Genomic DNA, 18079 nt, shown 5'->3' on the forward strand with positions numbered 1-18079 from the left:
AAGAGTGCCCAACTCGTAGTCAACCGGCCGTCCGTGGGATCCGCTTCTCCCACGTCCGGTGGAAGACCACCTCACCGCCGTCGGTGCAGACGACCTCGTTCGAGGTGTGGAAGTCGGTCCCGTCACAGGTGATCTCCGAGCGGGTCCGGACGGTCGCCTCCCAGGCGAGCTCCGGGCGGTGCAGCCGGATCGACCAGTCCGAGCGGGTGCGGGCGGACAGCGGGTCGTTCTCGTCGATCGTGTACGTCTCCAGCGCGTCCTCGGCGAACTCCAGACCGTCGGGGTACACGCGCGTGCCGCCGTACCGCGGGTCGACCTCAAGACGCCACTCACCCTTGGCCACGTCACGGACGACCAGGCGCTCGGGGCGCGGCTCGTCGAAGGTCGCGGGGTGGCTGACGCCGAGCGGCTCGGACTGCTCCGGCTCCTCGAACGCGATGTCCGAGGAGGCTTCACGCGCGCGTACCGGCAGTTCGAGGAAGCTGCCCGCCGGCTCCAGCGTGAATCCCGCCTGCGACCCGGGCTGCGGCCAGATCCACGGCCAGTACGCCGAGGAGACGGCGAGCCGGATGCGGTGGCCGGGCGGGAACGCGTGCCCGATGCCGTTCAGTTCGAAGCTCACCTCCTGCGTCGCGCCCGGCTCCCAGGGCACCGCCCGGTCCCGCCCATGGCGTGCCGAGAGGTTCAGCACGCCCCGGGTGACGAGGGTCGACGACCCGTCCGGGGCGACATCGCACAGTCGCGCGACGACCTGCCCGCGCGACACCTCCGAGGTCACCCGAAGCCGCACCCGCGGCCGTCCGAGCACCCACGTCTCCTCACCCACCGCGAACTCGAAGCAGGCCGAACGCGCGTCCTCCTCCCGCTGGTCCGGCGGCAGGTCGGCGTCGTTCCCGAACGGGAAGAAACGACCGGCGTCCACGCCCGTGTGCTGCGGGGAGCGGACCAGGACAGCAGGGCCCTGGAGGCCGTACGACACCGTCGTCACGTTCGGGGAGGGCCACGTCGGCTCGCCGACCCAGCGGCCGGGCAGGGTGTCGTAGACCGTGGCCGGGGCGTGGGAGTCGCTCACGTAGGCCCTCAGGAGCGGTTCCCGCATGACGCCGGTGTCGACGTCCTTCAGGTGCTGGTCCCACCAGCGCAGGGTCTCCTGGAGGAAGCCGATCGCCGGGCCGGGCGGCAGGCCGCGGTCCGGGTACTGGTGGGACCACGGACCGATGAGTCCCCGTACGCGCTCGACGGGCAGGTGCTCGACGAGTCTGAGGACCGTGTCGCGGTACGGGTCGTGCCAGCCGCCCACCGCGAGGATGGCCGCGTCGATCGCGCCGTAGTCCTCGCAGACGCTGCCGTGGCGCCAGTAGGCGTCGCGGGTCTGGTGGTCGAGCCAGGTGTGGATGAACGGGTCGACCTGTTCGAGTCGCCCCAGCCACATGTCCCGCCACGCGTCGCCGACATGGAGCGGATCCGGCGGCCGGGAGACGAAGGCGAGCATCGTCGCCGCCCAGGCGTGCATGTCCACCGCGAGGACGGAACCTCCCATGTAGTGCACGTCGTTGTCATAGCGGTCGTCGGTGGAGCAGACCGTGACGACCGCCTTGAGCGGTTCGGGTGACAGGGCCGCGATCTGGAGGGAGTTGAAGCCGCCCCAGGAGATGCCGAACATGCCGACCCTGCCGTCGCACCAGGGCTGCGCGGCCAGCCAGTTGACGACCTCGACCCCGTCGGCGAGCTCGGTCGCGGAGTACTCGTCACCCGGCACGCCCCCGCTGTTGCCGTGCCCGCGCACATCGACGCGCACGGAGGCGTAGCCGTGGCCCGCGTACCAGGGGTGGCGCTGCCAGTCGCGGGGAGCGGTCCAGTCGGTCAGGCGATACGGCAGGTATTCGAGGATCGCGGGTACCGGTTCGGAGGTGAGGGGCCGCCACACGCGTGCGTACAGGAGCGTCCCGTCCGGCAGCGGGATGCGGACGTCATGGTGGGTCGTCTCGTAGGGGAAGGACGTACGGATGCGCATCGGTGGGTTCCCGTCGGTTTCAGTGCACCGGGTGCATGGTGCGGCGCAGCCAGGGCGCGGCGGCCAGCACCGCGAGGCCCGCGGCCACGGCGATCGCGCCGTTGACGCCGAAGTAGGCCGGGTGCGAGACGTCGTCGTAGAGCTTCACCGTCTGGGCCTGGATGCCGTTCGCCAGGGCGAGCGACAGGAACCACAGGGACATGGTCTGGCCGGCGAAGGCCACCGGGGCGAGCTTGGTGGTGGCCGACATCCCGGAGGTCTCCAGGAGGATGTCGCCGAGGCCCAGCAGGAAGTAGGAGCCGACGATCCACCAGGCGGACATCAGGTAGTCGTCGCTGCCGTTTCCACTGGTCGGCACCACCATCAGCAGGAACGACAGTCCGCCGAGGACCACTCCGGCGGCGATCTTGTGGGAGGCGTGCGGCTGGCGGTGGCCCATGCGCACCCACAGGGCGGCGACCACGGGCGCGAGTCCGACCTCGAAGGCGCCCAGCGCGGAGGCGTACCAGCTCGCCGGGAAGTCGAAGCCGAGGATCGTCGTCCCGGCGTTCGTGGAGGCCAGCAGCATCATCGTCGAGTACGCCTGGAACAGGATGAAGTTGAAGACCGTCGAGGCGAGGAAGAGCACGATGTACGGCCGCAGCCGGCCGCGCTCCTCCGGCGTGATGCGGGGGCTGGCGAACATCACCGCGAAGTAGACGACCGGGGCGACCACCGAGACGAAGGTGAGCAGGTCGACGAAGCGGTCCATGGTGAGCAGGCCGGCGAGCGCCAGACCCGTGGCGATCACCGCCGCGGTGACGATCCCCGCGACGATCAGCCGCACCGCCCGCCTCATCGCCTCGGGCGCGAGCGCGAACTCGGCGGCGTCCCTGCGGCCGGCCAGGTGGCGGCGGCCCTGGACGTACTGGATCAGGCCGAACGTCATGCCGATCGCGGCCGCCGAGAAGCCCCAGTGCCAGCCCTTGTGGTCGCCGAGCCAGCCGGTGACCAGCGGGCCCGCGAAGGCGCCGATGTTGATCGCCATGTAGTACAGCGCGAAGCCCGCGTCCCGGCGGTCGTCGTCCGTGGCGTAGAGCTTGCCGACCATGGTGGCCGCGTTGGGCTTCAGGAGCCCGGTGCCGGCGCTGATGAGGCCGAGGCCCACCCAGGTCATGGTGCCGGTCGGGACGGACATGGCGTAGTGGCCGCAGGCGATCAGGACGCCGCCCCACAGCACGGCGCGGTACGAGCCGAGGATGCGGTCGGCGAGCCAGCCGCCCGCGACCGAGACCAGGTAGACGAGGGTGCCGTAGGCCGCCGAGACGGACGCGGCGGTTCCGGCCGACATGCCCAGACCGCCGTGCGCGAGCGTGTCGGCGAAGTACAGGACGAGGATGGCCTGCATGCCGAGGAACGAGAAGCGCTCCCAGACCTCCAGACCGGAGAGGGTCAGCAGGCCTTTGGGCTGGCCGAAGAACGCCGTGTCGTCCTGGGGGGAAGGTTTGCCGCCGGGCTCTTCGGGCTCGATTTCGACTTCGGTTCGGGACACGGGCGGCTACTTCCCTACAAGTCGATAGATATCCGTTCTTTTCAGGTGATCAAAAACATACCGGCCGTGATCCGATACCGCCTGGCATGGACGGGGCGGGCGCTATCGGTGATCCAAAGATGACCGGATACGCTGACTTGAGTGATGGCAGCGACCTATCGACATTCCGTATAACCGCCAATGGGACACCAGCAGACAGGAGACCCCTCGTGACCGTCGTCGGGCCGTTCGGGCTGAGCGTGCGGGACCAGGCTCTGGAAGCCGATGTCCAGGCCGGAATGGCGGCTGTCGAGGAGGGATTGCTCGAGGCCACCAAGAGTGAGGTTCCCTTCATCACCGAGGCCGCCCAGCATCTGGTGCGCGCGGGTGGAAAGCGGTTCCGTCCGCTCCTCGTGATGCTCGCTGCCCAGTTCGGGGATCCTTATGCGCCGGGTGTGGTGCCGTCGGCCGTGGTGGTGGAGCTGACCCACCTCGCGACGCTGTACCACGACGACGTCATGGACGAGGCCGAGGTCCGGCGGGGCGTCGACAGCGCCAACACCCGCTGGGGCAACTCGGTGGCCGTGCTGACCGGCGACTTCCTGTTCGCCCGCGCCTCGCACATCCTGGCCGACCTCGGGCCCGAGGCGGTCCGGGTGCAGTCGGAGGCGTTCGAGCGCCTGGTCACCGGCCAGATCCTGGAGACGGCCGGCCCGCAGGACGGGCGGGACCCGGTCGAGCACTACCTCGACGTGCTCGGGGGCAAGACGGGCTCGCTGGTCGCGGTCTCGTGCCGCTTCGGGGCGATGATGTCCGGTGCCGACGAGACGGTCGTGGACGTCCTGACCCAGTACGGCGAGCGTCTCGGCGTAGCCTTCCAGCTCGCCGACGACGTCCTGGACATCGCCTCCGACTCCCACGAGTCCGGCAAGACGCCGGGCACGGACCTGCGCGAGGGCATCCCCACGATGCCGGTGCTGCGGCTGCGCGAGCGGGCCGCCCGCCTCGGTCTGGCCGAGGACATCGCCCTGTGCGAGCTGCTCGACTCCGACCTCACGGACGACGCCCGGCACGCGGAGGCGCTGGCCGCCCTGCGTACGCACCCCGCGCTGGAGCAGGCCCGCAAGGACACCGTGCGGTACGCCGAGGACGCGCGCGCGGCGCTGGCCCCGCTGCGGGAGTGCGATGCGAAGGCGGCCCTGATGGAGCTGTGCGACGCGGTGGTGCATCGCGCGGGCTAGGGCCGGCTGACCGGTCGGCTGACGGGCGCCCCCTACGGGTAGTAGGGGGCGCCCGCATGTCGTGTCATACCCCAGGTGTACACGGAGTTGGCCCCGAGGGCTGACGCATGCTCATGGCCGATTTGGTCAGATGGACATCACAGAAAACACCACTCCTCACCGATTCGGGTGAGAATGGCGGCTACAGGGTGGACGCACGGGAGTTGACAGCCGCCGCCGACGACGGAGGTAAGGCACACATGGCACCGTACGAATCCGACGACAACGCGACCGCCGCGGACGCCGAAGAGCTGCGCTCCGCGCGCCGCCGCAAGGCCGCGCGATACGTCGTGCCGGCCACGGTGGTGGGCATCGCGGCGGCGACCATCGGGCTCGTCCCGGCGCTCGCCGACTCCGGCGATCCCGACCTGCCGAAGATCAGCGCACAGGAACTCATCGAGAAGATCGCCGCATCGGACGTACAGCAGCTGTCCGGCACGGTGAAGATCACCACGGACCTGGGGCTGCCGGACCTCGGCGGCCTGGAGAGCTCGCTCGGTTCCGCCGCCGGGCCCTCCGGCTCGGACGACGGCTCGTCCGCCGACCCCTCCACCAAGCTCACCGAGCTCGCCTCCGGCACCCACACGCTGCGCGTCGCGGCCGACGGCGAGGACAGGCAGAAGGTCTCGCTGCTGGAGAACGCGGCCGAGTACAGCCTCATCCACAACGGCAAGGACGTCTGGGGCTACGACAGCAAGTCCAACTCGGTCTTCCACACCACGGCCTCCGAGAGCGACGGGAAGCAGAAGGAAGTGCTCCCGGCCACACCCAAGGACCTCGCCGAGGAGGCTCTCAAGGCCGCCGACAAGACCACGTCGGTGACGGTGGACGGCACCGCGCAGGTCGCGGGGCGGGACGCCTACCGGCTCGTCATCAAGCCCAAGGACGAAGGGTCGACGGTCGGCCAGATCACCGTGGCCGTGGACTCGAAGACGGGGCTGCCGCTGAAGTTCACGCTGACACCGGCGAGCGGCGGTTCCGCCGTCGTGGACGCGGGCTTCACCCAGGTCAGCTTCGCCAAGCCGGCCGCCTCGACCTTCGACTTCACCCCGCCGAAGGGCGCGAAGGTCGAGGAGGGGGACGCCGCGAAGGCGCCCCAGCGCTCCGAGCGCTCCGAGCACTCCGGGGACGTCGGCAAGGGTTCGGCCCGCGAGCTCGGCAAGGCCGGCCCCGAGGGTCTGAACGTCATCGGGGACGGCTGGGACTCCATCGCCACCTTCGACACCGGCGGCCAGGGCGTCCCGTCCGGCTCCGAGGTCGGCGGTGACGTCGGCGGCTTCCTGGACTCGCTCGGCGACAAGGTCACCGGCAAGTTCGGCGAGGGCACCGTCTTCAAGACCCGCCTGATCAACGCCCTGATCACGGACGACGGCAAGGTCTACGTCGGCGCGGTCACCAAGGACGCGCTGGTGAAGGCGGCCGACGCGGCGAAGTAGGACTCGCACGGCACGACGAATCGAGGAAGCCGATGGACCAGCCGTCCGCCACGGAGCCGGATGCGGAGGGGGCGGGGGCGGGCGAGGACGCGGGTGACGGCGTCATCCACACCCACGCCCTCACCAAGCGCTACCGCGGCGGACAGCTCGCCGTGGACGGTCTCGACCTGACCGTCCCGGCGGGCAGCGTCTTCGGCTTCCTCGGCCCGAACGGCTCCGGCAAGACCACCACCATCCGCATGCTGATGGGCCTCATCGAACCGACCTCCGGCTCGGCGCGGGTCCTGGGCCACCCCATGCCGCGCGCCTCCCGGACCGTACTCCCGCACGTCGGCGCGCTCATCGAGGGCCCGGCCCTCTACGGCTTCCTCTCCGGCCGCGACAACCTCATCCGCTACGACGCCGCGGACCCGACCGCCGACCCGCGCACCCGGAGCACCCGCGTGGCAGCGGCCCTGGACCGGGTGGGCCTGGCGGCCGCCGCCGGAAAGAAGGCGAAGGCGTACTCGCTGGGCATGAAACAGCGCCTCGGCCTGGCGGCGGCCCTGCTCCAGCCCCGCAGACTCCTGGTCCTGGACGAACCGACCAACGGCCTGGACCCGCAGGGCATGCGCGAGATCCGTTCCCTGGTGAGGGAGTTGGCGTCGGACGGCACCACCGTCTTCCTCTCCTCCCACCTCCTCGACGAGATCGAACAGGTCTGCACCCACGCGGCGGTGATGGCCCAGGGCCGCCTGATCACCCAGGGTTCGGTGAGCGACCTGGCGGCAGGGGCGAGGGGCAGGCTGGTGGTCACGACACCGGACACGGCGGACGCGGCGCGGGTGCTGAAGGAACAGGGGGTCGGTGATGTGGTCATCGACGAGGACCGGGTGACGTCCGACCCTCCGGAAGGCGAACCGGCCGCCGTCAACGCCGCGTTGGTGACAGCGGGGGTGCGGGTACGGGGCTTCGGTGTCGAACGCGCCTCCCTGGAGGACGCATTCGTCGCGCTGACGGGAGAGGGCTTCGATGTCGCAGGTTGAGGCAGGGGCTTTCGATCCACAGTCGGCCCGTAGCCGCCGTACGACCTTCCGAGCCACCCTCTTCCGCAACGAACTCCACATCACGTTCCGCCGCTGGCGAACCCTCGCCCTGCTGGCCGTACTCGCAGCGGTCCCGATCCTCGTAGGCATCGCGGTGAAGATCGAGACCGGCGACGGCTCCTCGACCGGCGCCGGAGGGGGAGGCGGCCCCGCCTTCATCTCGCAGATCACGAACAACGGCCTCTTCCTGGTCTTCACCGCCCTCGCCGCGACCCTCCCCTTCTTCCTGCCGATGTCCATCGGCGTCATCGCGGGCGACGCGATCGCGGGCGAGGCCAACGCGGGCACCCTGCGCTATCTCCTGGTCGCGCCGGCGGGCCGCACCCGTCTGCTCCTCACCAAGTACACGACGGTGATGGCCTTCTGTCTGGTCGCCACCCTCGTGGTCGCGCTCTCGGCGCTGGCCGTAGGAGCCATCCTCTTCCCACTCGGGGACCTGACGACGATCTCCGGCACCCGGATCACCTTCGTGGAGGGCCTGGGAAGAGCCCTGTTGATCGCCCTGGTGGTGGCCGCGTCACTCACCGGCGTGGCGGCGCTGGGCCTGTTCATCTCGACACTCACCAACAGCGGCATCGCGGCGATGGCCACGACGGTCGGCCTGCTGATCACGGTCCAGATCCTCGACCAGATCCCCCAGCTGCACGCGCTGCAGCCGTACTTCTTCTCCCACTACTGGCTGTCCTTCGCCGACCTCATGCGCGAACCGGTCTACTGGGACGACCTGGTGAAGAACCTCGGACTCCAGGCCCTGTACGCGGCGGTGTTCGGCTCGGCGGCGTGGGCGAGGTTCATGGCGAAGGACATCACGGCGTGAGCTGTTCACAGGGGAAGCGCGCGAGCGGCGCCTCCTGCGCGAAGAACGTCTTCGCGCGGGCGAGGGCATCGGTGTCCCTCAGCACGTCACCGGGCTTGCTGCCGTTGCCGAGCAGCACCCCGCCGAAGCGCATGCCCATGTACGCGGCCGAGTTGTTGAGGGTGCCGACCAGCGGGTCGGCGACCTCGAACTCCTGGTGGGCCAGCGCGGTGACGCCCCACAGCGTGCGCCCCGCCATGGTCGCCTTGAACTCGACGCCCGGTGTGCGCAGCCAGCCGGACCAGTGATCCAGGTAGCGCTTGACGTGGGCGGAGACCGAGTACCAGTACAGCGGGGAAGCGATCACGATGTCCGTCGCCGTGAGCGTGGCATCGAACAGCAGCGCCGTGTTGCCGATCGTCGGACGCACGTGGTCGGTGTCGTGGCGGAGGTCCTCGAAGTCGGGCATCGGATGCTCCGTGAGGTCGATCCACTGCTGCTCGACATCAGGGGGCAGTTGCTCGGCGGCCCGGCGGGCCAGCAGTTCGGTGTTGCCGTCGCTGCGGCTGCTGCCGAGCACGAACAGGAAACGGCGTGTCATGGAGATCCCTCGGGTGATCGGCGATGATCGGCGTACGGTAAATACTCGCACATGCATTATATGCGTGCGCAATTACCTGTCCAGGGGTGAACCTCAGACGTACGCCTGTGCCGTCCGCGCCACCTCCAGCAGCAGCGCTTCGCCGCCGTGCCGGGCAACGAGTTGCAGTCCGACCGGGCAGCCGTCGGGGCCGAGGCCGGCCGGGAGGGAGAGCGCCGGGTGCCCGCTGAGGTTGAACGCCCAGGTGAGGGCGGTGGAGTAGCGCTCACCCGGGCCTTCGTGACCGTGCGGCGGATGGGGGGTGGTGGGCGTCAGCAGCAGGTCGGTGCGGTCGAAGAGGTCATGGAGGCGATCGTCGTTGGCGGCCCGGATCCGGTCGGCGTCCCGCAGGTCGGAGCCGGGGGTGCGCAGGGCGAGCCAGGCGGGGGCGGGGTCGTGCAGGCGGAGGGGGATGCGGGGCCGGGCCGGCCGTACGACACCGACGTCGGCCAGCCGCCCGGCCGCCGCGCGGGTGATCCGGACGATGTCGGGGTCGGGGTCGGCGAAGCCGAGATCGGGGGACCAGAGGGCGGTGAAGGGAAGGTCGGCGGGGGATTCGGTGCGGTCCCCGTCGCCCTCGCCGTCCCTGTCCCTGTCCCTGTCCCTGTTCATGTGCCCGTTCCCTTCGCCGGAGATCGCATGCCAGTAGGCGGCCGCGTCGGCGGCGTGGCGGGCGAGGACGCCGGGGGCGGTGAGGCTCGGGCGGCCTGAGGCGGCGCGGAGGGAGCCGGAGTGGGTGATCGTGCGGTCGGTATCGGAATCCGAGTCGGTATCGGCGCCGGTGCCCCCGCGGCCGGAGTTCGTGGTCTTCAGGCCGATCACCCCGCACCACGCCGCCGGGATCCGTACCGACCCCGCCCCGTCGCTCCCCGTCGCCATCGGGACGAGTCCCGCGGCCACCGCGGCCGCGGAGCCCGCCGAGGAGCCGCCGGGGGTGCGGTCGGCGCGCCAGGGATTCACGGTACGGCCGTGGGCGCCCAGCCCCCAGGTCTGCCAGGCAGTTCCGGGACCGGGCACGGAGGTCGCGCCGACGGGTACGCATCCGGCCGCGAGGAGCTGTGCTGCGCCGCGCAGCCCGTGCCGCCCCTTCACCCCGAGCGGCACCCCGGCGAGCGGCGGCCGCTCACCCGCGTCGACACGGAGATCGACCTCGCGTGCCCGCCGCAGCCCCTCCTCCTCCCACACCTCGGCGAACGCGCACAGCCCCGGATCCACCCGCCGGATCCGCTCCAGGGCGGAGGCGACGACATCGACGGCCCGCAGCGAACGCGCACGTACCGCCGCAGCGATGTCCCGGGCGGAGAGGGAAGCCAGGCCGGAGTCGTCGGCCGTCACGGGGCGGCCCGGGTGAGCCGGGCCAGCGCCTCGGTCCCGCGAGGCGGGGTTCCGTTCAGGTCACCGAGGCGCCACGCGGGGACCCAGGGCACGCGGTACACGTCCAGCGTGGACTCGATCTCCTTGAGCCGCTGGGCGAGCGGGCGCGGGAGCCGGCCCGGGGCGTCCGCGACGAGGACGACGGCGTCGAGGTCGAGCCCGGGCGGGTGTTCCCCGCGCCGGAAGAGCTCCAGGCCGCGGCGGGCGGCGAGCAGCCCCGCGGCGTGCGTACGGGCGACGAGCAGGACGGAGGTCGGATCACCGGCGCCCGGCCAGGCACGTCCGCTGTCGTGGCCGCCGTAGACGGCGGCCAGGGTGGAGACGCCGGCGCCGCCATGGGTGCCGACCCACGCGAACCGCCTCCCGTGCGGGGCCACCGGCCCCCGGATCCAGATCTCCGGCCCCTGCTGCACACGCTCCACCTCTCGCCGCACGTCGGTCCGCATGCCCGCGCCCCGACCCTGTCATCCCACTCGCCCTCCACCTGCTGGGACAGGCCTGTGACATCACGGTGACGTGAGAACCGGGGGCGAGCGGCGAGACTCGACAGTACGTGCACGACCGTGAGGGATGAGATGTCTCGACTCAGCCGCGAAAAGAAGCGGGACCAGCAGCGGGGGGCGACCCCGATCGACGTCCGCGTCCCCCTGACGGGTGAGTCCGCGACGGTGGCCGGAACACCGGTCACCGCACCGCCCGGCGAGGAACTCCACCAGACCGTTCTGACCCACCTCCACCATCTCGCCCGCACCGGCGGCCACCCCGTCCACGCCACGATCCACGACGCCCGCATCGGGTACGTGATCCCGCTGGAAGTCACGACGGACGGCTCCAGCCGCTTCACCGCGGAGCCGGTTCGGATGGCTCCGCCGGAGAGTCCGCCGTCCGCCGGGCACGAGCAGTCCGCGGAGAAGCCCTGGCCGTCCGCAGGCGCTGCCCCGCACGAGGAGACCTCGCATCTCCCGCAGCCACTCGACGAGCCCACGGGGGACCCGGCTCCCACGTTCCGGCTGCGCAACGTGCCCGAGCCGCAGCCGGCGGACGGCGAACCGTCCCCGACCCAGGTCCTACGACAGCTGCCGCACCCTCGGCACACCGACCCGGCTCCGGCTCAGCCCCCGGGGACGGTCGCACCCCCGACGGGCGAGTTCGGCCCGCCCCCCGTCATGGACGCGAGCCCCGCCTCGACCCCCGCCCCGCTGTCACCGACCGACTTCGCCTACGCCCCCAGGCCCCTGCCGCAGCCCGGCCCCGCTCCGACACCGGTCGCGCCGCTGTCGGACGCCGTCCCGACTCCCATACCGCCGCCGTCGGACACAGTCCCCGCCCCCCAGCCGCCAAGCGACTCGGCGCCGGCGCCCGCGATCGAGCCCAGGCCCTTGCCCTCGGCCGGTTTCGCCGCTGTGCCGCAGCCGCTCCCGTCGGCCTCGCCCGCCCCTCGTCCCACCGCCCCGCTCATCGATTCCGTCCCCCTCCTGGACGACCCCGGCCCCAAGCCGACCCCCGTGCGAGGGTTCGACGCCGTGGCCGAGGCCGTACTGGGGGAGGGGCTGGTGATGGAGGACAACGCCGTTCTCGCGGAACCCGTCGGGCGGATCAGTGAGGCGGTGCGGGAAGGGCGGACGGACGTTGCCGCCGAGTTGGCCGAGCGGGTGGTCGGCGAGGCGTCCGAGACCTTGGGCGCCGAGCATCCCGATGTGCTGCGGGTGCGTGAACTCGCCGCCTACATCGCCTACTTGGGCGGCGAGCCGGTCCGCGCCGCGAAGATCTCCCTCGACCTGGCCGACATCCATCACCGCGCCGGAGACGCCGAGGCGGCCTACGGCAACGTACAGAGCGCGGCCACCGCGTGGAAGGCCGTACGGGATCCGCTGCGGGGCCTGGAACTCGGTCGCGACCTGCTCACTCTGTGGACGGACCTGGCCGCCGGAGAAGGCCCGGCGGCCGAGGACCCCGACAAGCTGGAGTCGGCCCGCGCCCGCATGCTCCGCCTCGCGGAACGCGCACGGAACGCCGGCCAGTAGCCCGCGAAGTTACCGGGACAGCTCCCACACCGCGTACGCCACCGCGTCACTGTTGCGGTCCAGAGCCGTGTCGTTGATGTTGGCCGTGGTGTCGCACGACGCGTGGTAGCAGCGGTCGAAGGCCAGCCCCGAGGTACCGCCCCATTTGGCCGCCTGGGCCGCCGTCTTGACGTAGTCCGCCCCGCTGAACAGCCCGCCGACCGGCACGCCCGCGTTCTTGAAGGGCGCGTGGTCGGAGCGGCCGTCGCCCTCGGTCTCGATCTCGGTCGGGACGCCGAGACCGGCGTAGTACGCCTTGAAGGTCTTCTCGATGGCCGGGTCGTCGTCGTAGACGAAGTACCCGGGGTTCGGCGAGCCGATCATGTCGAAGTTGAGGTAGCCGCTGATCCGTGAACGGCTGGCGGTGGAGAGGCTGTTGACGTAGGAACGGGAGCCGACCATGCCCAGCTCCTCCGCGCCCCACCAGGCGAATCTCAGATGCTTGGTGGGCTGGTAGCCGGCCCGGGACACGGCGAGCGCGGTCTCCAGTACGGCCGCCGAACCGGACCCGTTGTCGTTGATGCCCGCGCCCGCCGTCACACTGTCGAGGTGCGAGCCGGACATGATCACCTGGTCGGTGTCGCCGCCGGGCCAGTCGGCGATCAGGTTGTAGCCGGTGCGGCCTGACGAGGTGAACTGCTGGACCGCCGTGGTGAATCCGGCGGCGTCCAGCTTGGCCTTCACATAGTCGAGAGAGGCCTTGTAACCGGCGCGGCCGTGCGCGCGGTTACCGCCGTTGGCGGTGGCGATGGACTGCAGCTGGGTCAGATGCGCCTTCACGTTGGCCACCGGGATGTCCGGGGCCGCGGCCACCGCGGGCTGTCCCGCGGGGGCCGCGCCGGCTATGGATCCGCCGGCCAGGAGGGAGACGGTGGCGACGACGGCGGTGGCCGTGACGCGTCCGGGAACCGAGAGCTTCATGTGGGGGGCTCCGAATTCCGTGGGAATCCCTGAAGTCACAGGGACTCCACAGCGAATGGGTGCCTGGATGGTGAAGCTGAGGTTGACTCATCGTCAAGGGCGCAATCCGGTCACGCCCCTTCGCACAACGGACCCCGTGGATCGCGTGGGCTCATTGCACGCAGAACTCGTTTCCCTCCGGATCCGCCATCACCACCCATTCGCCGCCCTGCTCCTTCACCTCCCGCAGCACGCTCGCCCCGAGCTCCGTCAGCCGCTCGACCTCGGCCGCCCGCTGTCCGTCGCCGGCGTGCACGTCGAGATGGAGCCGGTTCTTGACGGTCTTCGCCTCCGGCACCCGCTGGAACAGCAGCCGCCGGCCGAGACCCGTGCCGCTGTCCTTGTCGTACGGGTCGTCGGGGTGCCGTACGGCGATCAGGTCCCGGAAGGCGAGGCGCGCGTGGTACTCGACGGTGGCCTCGCGCGGCAGCGCGCCGAGTTCCAGCAGCCGCTGGATGAGCGCGTCGTTGTCCTCGGTCACGTAGTGCAGAGCGGCGGCCCAGAAGTCGGCCTGGGCGTGCGGGTCGCCGGCGTCGACGACCAGTTTCCAGTGCAGAGGTGCGGGTGTGGTCTGCGTCATGGAGCCACTTATAGCCGCGAATGAGGTCCCGGAGTGTCCTAAACGGCTTTCACCGCTCGCCGGTCGTAGGCCTCCCGGGCCACCGCGATCTCCTCCTGGTGCGCCTCGGTCCAGGTCACCAGCGAGCGGATCGTCGCGTGCAGGGTGCCGCCGAGCTCAGTCAGCTCGTACTCCACCCGGGGCGGTACGACCGGATGGACCGTCCGCTTCACCAGCCCGTCCCGCTCCAGAGAACGCAGCGTCACCGTCAGCATCCGCTGACTGACCCCGTCGATCTCCCGGCGCAGCTCGGTGAAGCGCAGCCGCCGGTTCTCCAGCAGGGCGATGACAAGAAGGGACCACTTGTCGGCGACCCGGTCGAGGATCTGCCGTACCTGGCAGTCCTCGCGGGTGTCCCACTGGAAGGGGTCGGTGTCCCCTTGGAAGGGGGCGGGGTCGCCGTGGTCGGTACCCGCGCAGTGACTCGGTGACTTCGAAGTGCCTTCTTCCATGTCCGTCGATGCTGCCGGAGGCTGGGGGTGGTTACAAGAGGGAACCGACCCTCAGTCGAGTAACTCCCCCCTACCTACGGAGTGTTGCCATGGGCGCACGCGCCTGGGCGCTGTTGCTCGTCCTCTGCGGAACGATCTTCCTGGAGGGCGCCGACATCGCGATGATGGCCGTCGCGATCCCCTCGATCCGGTCCGATCTGGGACTCGCGACCGACACCGCGGCCTGGGTGATGAGCGCCTACGTGCTCGGCTACGCCGGCTTCACCCTCCTCGGTGGCCGCGCGGCCGACCTGCTGGGCCGCCGCCGGATGTTACTGCTCTGGCTGACGGTCTTCCTCGCCTTCTCCGGCCTCGGCGGTCTCGCGACCGAGGGCTGGATGCTGGTGGTCGCCCGCTTCGTCACCGGCGTCTCCGCCGCCTTCATGACCCCGGCCGCGCTGTCCCTGATCACCACGTCGTACGAGGAGGGCCCGCAGCGCAACAAGGCCCTGCTGGTCTTCGCCGGTACCGCCGCCGGCGGCTTCTCCCTCGGCCTGGTGATCGGCGGCCTGCTCACCGCGCTCGGCTGGCGCTGGGTGTTCTTCGCGCCGGTGCTGATGGCCGCCGCCCTGCTCCTCGCGGCCTTCCGGCTGATCCCGCGCCGGCCCGGCCCGCCGCCGACCGGGCACGGCTTCGACCTGCTCGGTGCCCTGACCGCCGCCGGCGCCATGCTGCTGGCCGCCTACACCGTCGTACGCCTGGAACACGGCCTGGACGCGTGGCGGTCGACGACGGCGTCCGCTCTCGGGGCGCTGCTGCTCGGGGCCGCCTTCGTCGGCGTGGAACGCCGGGCCGCGAACCCCCTGGTCCGGCTCGGGATCCTGCGCACGGGACCGGTCGTACGGGCCGACCTCGGGGCGCTGCTGTTCGTCGGGGCCTTCTTCGGCTTCCAGTTCGTGGTGACGCTCTATCTCCAGGAACTGCGTGGCTGGTCCTCGGTGCAGACCTCGATCGCCCTGGTGATCATGGGCTGTGACGCGGTGCTCGCGCCCACGCTCACCCCGCGGCTGGTCGCCCGCTTCGGCAACGTCCGCGTGATCGTCGGCGGCTTCCTGCTGGCGGTGCTCGCCTACGGCCTCTTCCTGCCGGTCGGCATGGACTGGCCCTACCTGGCGATGTTCCCGACGCTGATCATCGCGGGCACCGCCTTCGCGCTGGCGTACGGGCCGCTGACGATCGCGGCGACGGACGGGGTGGCCGAGTCCGAACAGGGCCTGGCGGGCGGGCTGCTGCACACGGCGACACAGTTCGGCTCGGCGATCGGTATCTCCGCGGTGACGGCGGTCTACGGCCTGGCGCTGGGCGAGGCCGGCGGCTCCGCACCCGAGGCCAGGCTCTCCGCCTTCCGTACGGCGCTGACGGTGCCCGTCGTCATGGTGGTGCTGGGCCTCGTGATCTCCCTCCTGAGCGTCCGCGCGGTGCGCAGGGCGTCCCAGGTGAGCAGCGTCAACGCCAGCCAGACCAGGGCGAATCCGGCCCAGCGCTCGGGCGGCATGGCCTCGCCGAAGTAGAAGATGCCGAGCACGAACTGGAAGACCGGGGCCAGGTACTGGAGCAGTCCCAGCGTGGACAGCGGCACGCGGATCGCCGCCGCGCCGAAGCAGACCAGGGGGAGCGCGGTGACGATGCCCGTCGAGGCGAGCAGCGCCGCGTGCCCCGGCCCCTCGGAGGCGAAGCTGAGGTCGCCGTGCGAGCTCAGCCACAGCAGATAGCCGAGCGCGGGCAGGAACTGGATCGCGGTCTCGGCGGCCAGCGACTCCACGCCGCCGAGGTTCACCTTCTTCTTGACCAGGCCGTAGGTGGCGAAGGAGAACGCGAGGGTGAGGGAGATCCACGGCGGCCGGCCGTATCCGACGGTGAGGACGAGCACGGCGGCGGCGCCCACCCCGACCGCCGTCCACTGCACGGGCCGCAGTCGCTCCTTGAGCAGCAGCACCCCCATCGCGATGGTGACCAGCGGATTGATGAAGTACCCGAGCGAGGCCTCGACCACGTGACCGCTGTTGACGGCCCAGATGTAGACGCCCCAGTTCACGGTGATGACGGCGGCGGCCACGGTGATCAGCGCCAGCCTGCGCGGCTGCCGCAGCAGCTCACCGGCCCAGGCCCAGCGCCGTACGAGGACCAGCGCGACGGCGACGAAGACGAGCGACCACACCATCCGGTGGGCGAGGATCTCCGCGGCGCCGGCGGGCTTGAGCAGCGGCCAGAAGAGGGGGACGAGGCCCCACATTCCATACGCGGCGAAGCCGTTCAGCAGACCTATGTGCCGCTCGCCCCTCGACTTCACGGACTCTCCTCCTCGTACCGTCCTCGCCTGCACGAAGGTAACGCCGAGTACCCCCGGCTGTCATGCCCGTATCGCTATACGGTCATGACAGCCGGGGGTGCCGGTCCCGGGGGCCCGCGGGGAGTGTCAGCCCTTGAGCGCGACCGCGATCGACTCGGCGATCGGGGTGGCCGGACGGCCGGTCAGCCGGGCCAGGTCACCGGAGGCGACGACCAGCTCGCCCTTCGCGATGGAGGCGTCGACATCGGCGAGGATCGCGGCGAACGGAGCCGGCACTCCGGCGCCCGTCAGGATCCCGGTGAAGGCCTCCACGGAGACGGCGTTGTAGGCGATCTCCTTGCCGGTCTGCTTGCTGAGCTCGGCCGCGTACTCGGCAAAGCTCCAGGCGTCGTCGCCGCCCAGCTCGTACGTGGTGTTCTCGTGCCCCTCGCCGGTCAGCACGGCCACGGCGGCGGCCGCGTAGTCGGCGCGCGAGGCGGAGGAGACACGACCGTCACCGGCTGCCTGGACGACGGCGCCGTACTCCAGGGCGGGGGCGAGGTTCTCGGTGTAGTTCTCGTTGTACCAGCCGTTGCGCAGCAGCGAGTAGGTCACGCCGGAGGCGAGGAGGGCCTCCTCGGTGGCCCGGTGGTCGTCCGCGAGCGCGGCCGTGAGGCTGCCCGGTGCGCTGGTGTACGCGAGGAGCGCCACGTTCGCGGCCTTGGCGGCGTCGATGACGACCTGGTGCTGGGCGGGGCGGCCCTTGTCGAACTCGTTGCCGGAGATCAGCAGCACCTTGTCGCCGGCCGCGAAGACCTTGTCGAAGGTCTCGGGGCTGTTGTAGTCGGCGACCGCTATCTTCACGCCCTTGGCGGCGAGGTCGGCGGCCTTCTCCGGGGTGCGCACGACGGCGGTGATCTGTTCGGCCGGGACCTTCTCGAGCAACTGCTCGACGACGTGGCGGCCGAGGTGTCCGGTGGCTCCGGTGACGACGATGCTCATGATGTGCGATCTCCTTGTGGGGTGCGGTGACACTAACCATAGGTGAAGCGCTAACTCTGCGAAAGTACCCACTTTGAAGTAGGGTACTGGCATGGCAGTAAGTGCTGAGATGAACGCCCCGGTGGTGTCGGGCGAAGCGATGTGCCCCCACCGCCTCGTCCTGGAACATGTGACGAGCCGGTGGGGTGTCCTGGTCCTGATCCAGCTCCTCGACCGCCCGCACCGCTTCAGCGAACTCCGCCGGGCGATCGGCGGCCTCGGCCGCGACGTCAGCGAGAAGATGCTGACCCAGACGCTCCAGACCCTGGAGCGGGACGGCCTGGTGCACCGGGATGCCAAGCCGGTGATCCCGCCGAGGGTCGACTATTCGCTGACCGACCTCGGCCGCGAGGCGGCGGAACAGGTGCGCGGGCTGGCGGAGTGGACCGCGAAGAGGATGGCGGCGGTGCAGGAGGCGCGGGAGGTGTACGACGCGCGGAAGAGGGGCTCTGAGCAGGTGTGATACGCCGGACCCGGGCCCGCTGAAGGCATGTGTACGGC

The 18079-nt window shown here is 70.9% G+C and carries 16 protein-coding genes and 1 pseudogene; 7 read left to right on the plus strand and 10 right to left on the minus strand.

Annotated features, from left to right (window positions below):
* Positions 1-19: 19 nt before the first annotated feature.
* The gene (locus QF027_RS28860) at positions 20-2014 is read right to left on the minus strand and encodes a CocE/NonD family hydrolase (RefSeq protein WP_307078002.1); all 1995 of its coding nucleotides are present in this window, start codon (positions 2012-2014) and stop codon (positions 20-22) included.
* A gap of 19 nt (positions 2015-2033) precedes the next feature.
* Positions 2034-3545 (minus strand): peptide MFS transporter, encoded by a 1512-nt coding sequence (locus tag QF027_RS28865; RefSeq protein WP_307078004.1) that lies wholly within the window; start codon positions 3543-3545, stop codon positions 2034-2036.
* Positions 3546-3754: 209 nt separating this feature from the next.
* On the opposite strand from QF027_RS28865, the gene QF027_RS28870 reads away from it, so the two are divergent.
* The 4 genes from QF027_RS28870 to QF027_RS28885 all read left to right on the plus strand — a co-directional run bounded on the left by QF027_RS28870 (position 3755) and on the right by QF027_RS28885 (position 8142).
* Positions 3755-4765 (plus strand): polyprenyl synthetase family protein, encoded by a 1011-nt coding sequence (locus QF027_RS28870; protein ID WP_307078006.1) that lies wholly within the window; start codon positions 3755-3757, stop codon positions 4763-4765.
* Positions 4766-5004: 239 nt separating this feature from the next.
* Positions 5005-6240, plus strand: a complete 1236-nt coding sequence (locus tag QF027_RS28875) for a LolA family protein (RefSeq protein ID WP_307078008.1) — start codon at positions 5005-5007, stop codon at positions 6238-6240.
* 32 nt (positions 6241-6272) lie between these two features.
* Positions 6273-7265, plus strand: a complete 993-nt coding sequence (locus tag QF027_RS28880) for an ABC transporter ATP-binding protein (RefSeq protein ID WP_307078010.1) — start codon at positions 6273-6275, stop codon at positions 7263-7265.
* Positions 7252-8142 carry an ABC transporter permease gene (locus tag QF027_RS28885; protein ID WP_307078012.1) on the plus strand — a complete coding sequence of 297 codons (891 nt, stop codon included), beginning with the start codon at positions 7252-7254 and terminating at the stop codon, positions 8140-8142. The genes QF027_RS28880 and QF027_RS28885 overlap by 14 nt, the downstream gene beginning before the upstream one ends.
* Here the strand turns inward: QF027_RS28885 and QF027_RS28890 are convergent.
* The 3 genes from QF027_RS28890 to QF027_RS28900 form a co-directional block, all read right to left on the minus strand.
* Positions 8132-8722, minus strand: coding sequence for a flavodoxin family protein (locus tag QF027_RS28890; protein WP_307078014.1), 591 nt, complete (start codon positions 8720-8722; stop codon positions 8132-8134). The genes QF027_RS28885 and QF027_RS28890 overlap by 11 nt on opposite strands.
* Positions 8723-8815: 93 nt before the next feature.
* Positions 8816-10096 (minus strand): amidase, encoded by a 1281-nt coding sequence (locus QF027_RS28895; RefSeq protein ID WP_307078016.1) that lies wholly within the window; start codon positions 10094-10096, stop codon positions 8816-8818.
* Positions 10093-10581 (minus strand): DUF6668 family protein, encoded by a 489-nt coding sequence (locus QF027_RS28900; RefSeq protein ID WP_307078018.1) that lies wholly within the window; start codon positions 10579-10581, stop codon positions 10093-10095. The genes QF027_RS28895 and QF027_RS28900 overlap by 4 nt, the downstream gene beginning before the upstream one ends.
* 129 nt (positions 10582-10710) lie before the next feature.
* Between QF027_RS28900 and QF027_RS28905 the strand changes: the two genes are divergently transcribed.
* On the plus strand, positions 10711-12159 hold the full coding sequence (locus QF027_RS28905) for a hypothetical protein (protein ID WP_307078019.1): 1449 nt from the start codon (positions 10711-10713) through the stop codon (positions 12157-12159).
* A 9-nt stretch (positions 12160-12168) separates the two neighbouring features.
* On the opposite strand, the gene QF027_RS28910 is transcribed toward QF027_RS28905, so the two are convergent.
* The 3 genes from QF027_RS28910 to QF027_RS28920 all read right to left on the minus strand — a co-directional run bounded on the left by QF027_RS28910 (position 12169) and on the right by QF027_RS28920 (position 14229).
* Positions 12169-13119 (minus strand): M28 family metallopeptidase, encoded by a 951-nt coding sequence (locus QF027_RS28910; RefSeq protein WP_307078021.1) that lies wholly within the window; start codon positions 13117-13119, stop codon positions 12169-12171.
* Positions 13120-13270: 151 nt separating this feature from the next.
* Positions 13271-13738 (minus strand): VOC family protein, encoded by a 468-nt coding sequence (locus QF027_RS28915; RefSeq protein ID WP_306977653.1) that lies wholly within the window; start codon positions 13736-13738, stop codon positions 13271-13273.
* A 38-nt stretch (positions 13739-13776) separates the two neighbouring features.
* Entirely contained in the window at positions 13777-14229 is a 453-nt protein-coding gene (locus tag QF027_RS28920; protein WP_306977651.1) for a winged helix-turn-helix transcriptional regulator, read from the minus strand.
* Between the two features lie 89 nt (positions 14230-14318).
* On the opposite strand from QF027_RS28920, the pseudogene QF027_RS28925 reads away from it, so the two are divergent.
* A pseudogene (locus tag QF027_RS28925) lies at positions 14319-15521 on the plus strand (MFS transporter); the annotation flags it as partial.
* A 32-nt stretch (positions 15522-15553) separates the two neighbouring features.
* Here QF027_RS28925 and rarD read toward each other — a convergent pair.
* The gene (rarD, locus tag QF027_RS28930; RefSeq protein WP_373432042.1) at positions 15554-16558 is read right to left on the minus strand and encodes an EamA family transporter RarD; all 1005 of its coding nucleotides are present in this window, start codon (positions 16556-16558) and stop codon (positions 15554-15556) included.
* Positions 16559-16684: 126 nt separating this feature from the next.
* Positions 16685-17539 (minus strand): SDR family oxidoreductase, encoded by an 855-nt coding sequence (locus QF027_RS28935; RefSeq protein ID WP_307078023.1) that lies wholly within the window; start codon positions 17537-17539, stop codon positions 16685-16687.
* A gap of 91 nt (positions 17540-17630) precedes the next feature.
* On the opposite strand from QF027_RS28935, the gene QF027_RS28940 reads away from it, so the two are divergent.
* On the plus strand, positions 17631-18041 hold the full coding sequence (locus tag QF027_RS28940; protein ID WP_306977647.1) for a winged helix-turn-helix transcriptional regulator: 411 nt from the start codon (positions 17631-17633) through the stop codon (positions 18039-18041).
* Positions 18042-18079: the final 38 nt, after the last annotated feature.

Source organism: Streptomyces canus, assembly GCF_030816965.1.
Lineage (GTDB): Bacteria > Actinomycetota > Actinomycetes > Streptomycetales > Streptomycetaceae > Streptomyces > Streptomyces canus_E.